This window comes from uncultured Caballeronia sp. (assembly GCF_964243625.1).
Classification (GTDB): Bacteria; Pseudomonadota; Gammaproteobacteria; order Burkholderiales; family Burkholderiaceae; genus Caballeronia.
This window is the reverse complement of record NZ_CAXTGZ010000379.1, coordinates 1-6,040: the sequence shown is the minus strand read 5'-3', so window position 1 is coordinate 6,040 and position 6,040 is coordinate 1. Positions and strand designations below refer to the sequence as shown.

General features: G+C 61.4%; 4 protein-coding genes. All 4 read left to right on the top strand.

Annotated features, from left to right (window positions below):
- Positions 1 to 132 precede the first annotated feature (132 nt).
- Complete coding sequence (gene gcvH, locus ACFFAR_RS22260; RefSeq protein WP_062168408.1) at positions 133 to 513, top strand: glycine cleavage system protein GcvH; 381 nt, start codon at positions 133 to 135, stop codon at positions 511 to 513.
- Positions 514 to 576: 63 nt separating this feature from the next.
- The gene (gene gcvP, locus ACFFAR_RS22255) at positions 577 to 3,504 is read left to right on the top strand and encodes an aminomethyl-transferring glycine dehydrogenase (protein ID WP_174363821.1); all 2,928 of its coding nucleotides are present in this window, start codon (positions 577 to 579) and stop codon (positions 3,502 to 3,504) included.
- A gap of 117 nt (positions 3,505 to 3,621) precedes the next feature.
- Positions 3,622 to 4,725: an alginate lyase family protein gene (locus ACFFAR_RS22250; protein WP_062168413.1), complete on the top strand. Its 1,104-nt coding sequence runs from the start codon at positions 3,622 to 3,624 to the stop codon at positions 4,723 to 4,725.
- Between the two features lie 29 nt (positions 4,726 to 4,754).
- A partial coding sequence (locus tag ACFFAR_RS22245) for an L-serine ammonia-lyase (RefSeq protein ID WP_375508482.1) occupies positions 4,755 to 6,040 on the top strand: 1,286 nt, incomplete at its 3' end.

The following is a 6,040-nucleotide window of genomic DNA, read 5'->3' as shown; positions in this document are numbered from 1 at the left end:
CAACTGCCGGCAAGCGTGGTAAAACTGCCGTTCGTGCGCAACGGCAAGGTTCTGGCGGCGCTTTAGGCCGCTTTCGAATGCTCGGCAAAAGCCACGCACGTCCCACCCTCAAAGACAAACTGGAGCATCCGCATGAGCATCCCGGCCGACCTCAAATACACCGAATCGCACGAATGGGTGCGCACTGAATCCGACGGCACGCTGACAATCGGCATCACGGATCACGCGCAGGAAGCGCTGGGCGACGTGGTGTTCGTCGAACTGCCGCCGATCGGCAAGACCGTCGCTGCGGGCGACGCCATTGCGGTGATCGAATCGGTGAAAGCCGCATCGGATATCTACGCGCCTGTCTCGGGCGAGATCGTCGGCGCGAACGATGCGTTGACGGGCACGCCGGACCAGATCAACGGCACGCCGTACGAAAGCTGGCTCTTCAAGATCAAGCCCGCAGCCGACGCCACCACGGATCGACTGATCGATGCCGGTGCGTACGGCACCTCGATTGGCGAGTAAAACTTCTCTACGACCGTGCGGCGTGTTTGCCCATAAAAACCCGCCGCACCTGCAGGAATTCTCATGAAGCTCGAACACCCGGATCGTCTGATGAACCGCTCATCCTTGTCCCTCGCCGCGCTCGAATGCCACGACGCCTTCGCCCAGCGGCACATTGGCCCGGATGCGGCCGACCAGCACGCCATGCTCGACGCGCTCGGCTTTGCGTCGCGTGCGGCGTTCATCGACGCGGTGATCCCAGAGGCTATCCGGCGCCATGAAACGCTGCCGCTCGGCGCGTTCACGCAGCCAAAGAGCGAGGCCGAAGCGCTGGCGTCGTTGAGAAAGCTCGCGGATCAGAACCTGGTGTTCAGAAACTATATTGGCCAGGGTTACTACGGCACGCACACGCCGGCTGTGATCCTGCGCAACGTGCTCGAAAATCCGGCGTGGTACACGGCGTACACGCCGTATCAGCCGGAGATTTCGCAGGGCCGGCTGGAGGCGTTGCTGAACTTCCAGCAAATGGTGATCGACCTGACGGGTCTCGCCATGTCGAACGCATCCTTGCTCGACGAAGCCACCGCCGCCGCCGAAGCCATGACGCTTTTGCAACGCGTCGGCAAGCCGAAATCGAACCTGTTTTATATCGCCGACGATGTGTTGCCGCAGACCATCGAAGTCGTGCAGACACGGGCGAAACCTGCCGGCATCGAAGTGAAAGTAGGTCCCGCCGCCGATGCCGCCACGGCTAACGCATTCGGCGTGCTGCTGCAATATCCCGGCGCGAATGGCGATGTGCATGACTATCGCGCGCTGACGGAAGCGGTGCATGCGGCAGGCGGTTTTGTGATCGCGGCCGCTGACTTGCTCGCACTGACGCTGCTCACGCCCCCGGGCGAATGGGGCGCGGACGTGGCGATCGGCAATACGCAGCGCTTCGGCGTGCCGGTTGGTTTCGGCGGTCCGCACGCAGCGTACATGGCCGTGCGCGATGACTTCAAGCGCCAGATGCCGGGCCGTCTCGTAGGCGTCACTGTCGACGCCCAAGGCAAGCACGCGCTGCGTCTCGCGCTGCAAACGCGCGAACAGCATATCCGTCGCGAGAAGGCGACTTCGAATGTATGTACGGCGCAAGCGTTGCTCGCGATCATGGCCAGCATGTACGCCGTGTATCACGGACCGCAAGGCTTGAAGACCATTGCGTTGCGCGTGAATCGCGTCGCGTCCATCTTCGCGGCCGGCGTGCAGAAGCTCGGTTACACGCTCGCGAACGAAACCTTCTTCGATACCGTCACCATCGAGAGCGGCGCGAATACCACGGCGTTACATCAGGCGGCGTCGGCGGTGCATGTGAACTTGCGGCATATCGATGCAACGCGCGTAGGCGTTTCCGTCGATGAAACCACCTCCCGCGACGACCTCCTCAAGCTCTTCGCGTTGTTCGCGGAAGTGGCCGGCAAGACGGAAACGTTCGATATCGACGCGCTGGATTCAGATGCAAAATCGTCGTTGCCGAAAACGTTGGAGCGCACGAGCGAATACCTCACGCACCCGGTGTTCAACCGCCATCATTCCGAGCATGAAATGCTGCGCTATCTGCGCAGTCTCGCGGACAAGGACCTCGCACTCGATCGCACGATGATCCCGCTCGGTTCCTGCACGATGAAGCTGAACGCAACGTCGGAAATGCTGCCTGTGACGTGGCCGGAATTCGCGCAGATTCATCCGTTCGCGCCAGCCGAGCAGACCGTCGGTTACCGGACCATGATCGATCAGCTCGAGCAGATGCTCGTGGCATGTACGGGTTACGCGGCGGTATCGCTGCAACCCAATGCCGGCTCGCAAGGCGAATACGCTGGCTTGCTGATCATCCATGCGTATCACGCGTCGCGTGGCGAAGGGCATCGGAATATCTGTTTGATTCCGTCGTCGGCGCACGGGACGAACCCGGCATCGGCGCAAATGGCGGGCATGCAGGTCGTGGTCGTTGCGTGCGATGAGCAAGGCAATGTCCATATCGCCGACCTGAAGGCCAAGGCCGAAAAGCACGCGGCCAATCTGGCGGCGATCATGATCACGTATCCGTCCACGCACGGCGTGTTCGAAGCGAACGTGCGCGAAATCTGCGAGATCGTGCATGCGCACGGCGGACAGGTGTATGTGGATGGCGCGAACATGAACGCAATGGTCGGCCTCACAGCGCCGGGCCAGTTCGGCGGCGACGTCTCGCACTTGAATCTGCACAAGACGTTCTGCATTCCGCACGGCGGCGGCGGACCGGGCGTGGGTCCCGTTGCTGTCGGTGCACATCTGGCGAAGTTCTTGCCGAACCAGCAATCGACCGGTTATCAGCGCGATGCGTCGGGCATTGGCGCGGTATCGTCGGCGCCTTATGGCTCGGCCGCCATCTTGCCGATTTCGTGGATGTACATCGCGATGATGGGCGCGCAAGGCCTCACGGCCGCGACCGAAAGCGCGATCCTCGCCGCGAACTATGTGGCCAAGCGCCTCGCCGCACATTACCCCGTGCTGTACAGCGGCGCCGGCGGTCTGGTCGCGCACGAATGCATTCTCGATCTGCGCCCGTTGAAAGAGACGAGCGGCATTTCGGTCGAGGACGTGGCAAAGCGTCTTATCGATTACGGTTTCCACGCGCCGACCATGAGCTTCCCGGTTCCCGGCACGCTGATGGTCGAGCCGACGGAATCGGAATCGAAGGAGGAGCTGGATCGGTTTATCGATGCAATGATCGCCATTCGCGACGAAATCCGTGCGGTCGAAGAAGGCACGTCGGATCGCGAAGACAATCCGCTGAAGCACGCGCCGCACACGGCGGCGGTTGTCGTGGCGGACGACTGGGAGCACAAGTATTCGCGCGAAACGGCGGCGTATCCGCTGGCATCGCTGGTCACGCGCAAGTACTGGCCGCCGGTGGGCCGCGCGGACAATGCCTACGGCGACCGGAACCTGTTCTGCTCGTGCATTCCGCTGTCGGAGTATGGTGAATGAGCGTTGAATAAGCGATAGATTCAACCGCGCGGCTTTCCCCGAAGCCGCACGGTTTTGCCGGATTCACGCAACACCAGATACCATCTCACCCGAACGAAGCCAATCAGGGAGTTTTGCATGGCGCGACAGGTGCGAATGGTGAACAAGACGTGGCGTGTTCCGGCGATTATCGCGGCCCTTGCAGCAACGGCGTTGAGCGCGCAGACCGCGACCGCCGCAATGAATTTTTGCGCCGCGCCGGCGATGCAGAACAGCGAGCGCACGAACGCCGATCCGGGCGTGAAAGCGCTGGTCAAGATGGTGCAAGCGCATTTGAACGAGCAGCCGAAGGCGCGTGCGACCTTGCATACGGAAGGCACGTTGCCGCACCAGGGCATTCGTGACGAAAGCGAGGAAGCGGAGAAAGATCTCGGGCTGATGCGCGACGCCGCGCTCGCCTGGCGCGCGACGGGAAACGAGGCATATTTGCGTCTCGTCGACCGGTTTTTATTTGCGTGGGCGACGACCTATCAGCCGAGTTTCAATCCTATCGACGAAACGAATTTCGAATCGCTGATCCTTGCCTACGACCTGACCGCGAGCGCGCTGCCCGTGAAGACGCGCAATGCCGCGAACGCGTTCATCACGAAAATGGTGACCGGCTACATAGCGGATATCGACAAACAGAAACGGCCGCTCACGGGCACGTATCGGAACAATTGGCAGAGTCACCGGATCAAGTTGATATCGATGGGCGCGTTCACCATCGATGACCGCAAGCTCATCAACACAGCGCAGCGTCTGTACGTGGAACATATTGGAGACAACATTGCGCCGGACGGTTCCACCGTCGATTTCGCCGAGCGCGACGCTTTGCATTACGTGACCTACGACCTTCAGCCTCTGGTCACGGCGGCTCTCGCTGCGCGCCGTCACAACCGCAACTGGCTTGCCGAACGCGCGCAATCCGGCGCAACGCTGGCTGGTGCGTTGAACTGGCTGACGCCGTATGCGCTTGGCACTCGCACGCACGAGGAATTCGTGAATTCGAAAGTTCCCTTCGATGCCAGCCGCCGCGAAGCCGGCCTGCCCGGTTTCTCGGGGCAATGGGATCCGAAGAACAGCGCCGAATTGTTTCATCTTTCAGCACGGCTCGACGGGCGATACACGCCCATCGCGCTGCGTCTTGCACCTACTCCACCCGCCTGGCTTGCGGTTTGTCTGCCGCTGCCGGCGCGATGATTTTCTAGCGGCACTTAGCAGGAGCAGTCATGGCAGTCAGCGTTTTCGACCTTTTCAAAATCGGCATCGGTCCGTCGAGTTCGCATACGGTTGGGCCCATGCGAGCGGCCTTGATGTTCGTGCAAGGGCTTGAACGCGATGGTCTGCTTGACGCGACGGCTTCCGTGAAATGCGAGTTGTACGGCTCGCTGGGCGCGACGGGCAAAGGTCACGGCACTGATCGCGGCGTGATGCTCGGTCTGATGGGCGACGCGCCCGATACCGTCGATGCCAGCACGATCACCCCTCGCCTCGAAACCGTGCGCGCGACCAGGAAGTTGTCGTTGCTCGGGCGGCGTGAGATTCCGTTCGTGCAGAAGGATCACATTGCGTTCTTGCGCCAGGCATTGTCGGAGCATCCGAACGGCATGAAACTGCACGCCTTCGATGCCAATGGCACGTCACTACGCGACGCCACCTACCTTTCCGTGGGCGGCGGGTTTGTGGTGACGGCGGGGGCATCGAACGTGAAGGTGCTCACGGCCATAGAACAATTGCCGTATGCGTTTCAATCCGGCGACGAACTGCTCGCGCTCTGCCGTGATACCGGCAAATCCGTTGCGCAACTGATGTGGGACAACGAGCGCGTCTGGCGCAGCGACGAGGAGATCCGCTCGGGTTTGCTGCGCATCTGGGACGTGATGCAGTCATGCGTGAAGCGCGGGTGCGGTATCGACAACCCCGATGCCGATGGTTGCCTTCCTGGTCCTTTCCAGGTCAAGCGTCGGGCGCCGGTTTTGTATCGGGCGCTGGTTGGCAAGCCTGAGCAGGCGTTGCGCGACCCGCTTTCCATGATCGACTGGATCAACCTGTACGCAATCGCCGTGAACGAGGAAAACGCCGTGGGCGGGCGTGTGGTGACGGCCCCGACCAACGGCGCAGCGGGCATCATCCCGGCCGTGCTGCATTACTACGACCGGTTCATGCCGGGATCGAACCAGCAGGGCGTGATCGACTTTTTGCTGACGGCGGCGGCCATCGGGATCTTGTACAAGATGAACGCATCGATATCCGGCGCTGAAGTCGGATGTCAGGGCGAGGTTGGCGTTGCATGTTCGATGGCTGCGGCCGGATTGGCGGCGGTGATGGGTGGCACGCCGACGCAGGTTGAAAACGCGGCTGAGATCGGGATGGAGCACAACCTTGGGCTGACTTGCGATCCTGTTGGCGGGATGGTGCAGATTCCGTGTATTGAACGAAATGCAATGGGATCGATGAAAGCGGTGAATGCGGCGCGCATGGCGATGCGCGGGGACGGCAGTCATTATGTTTCGCT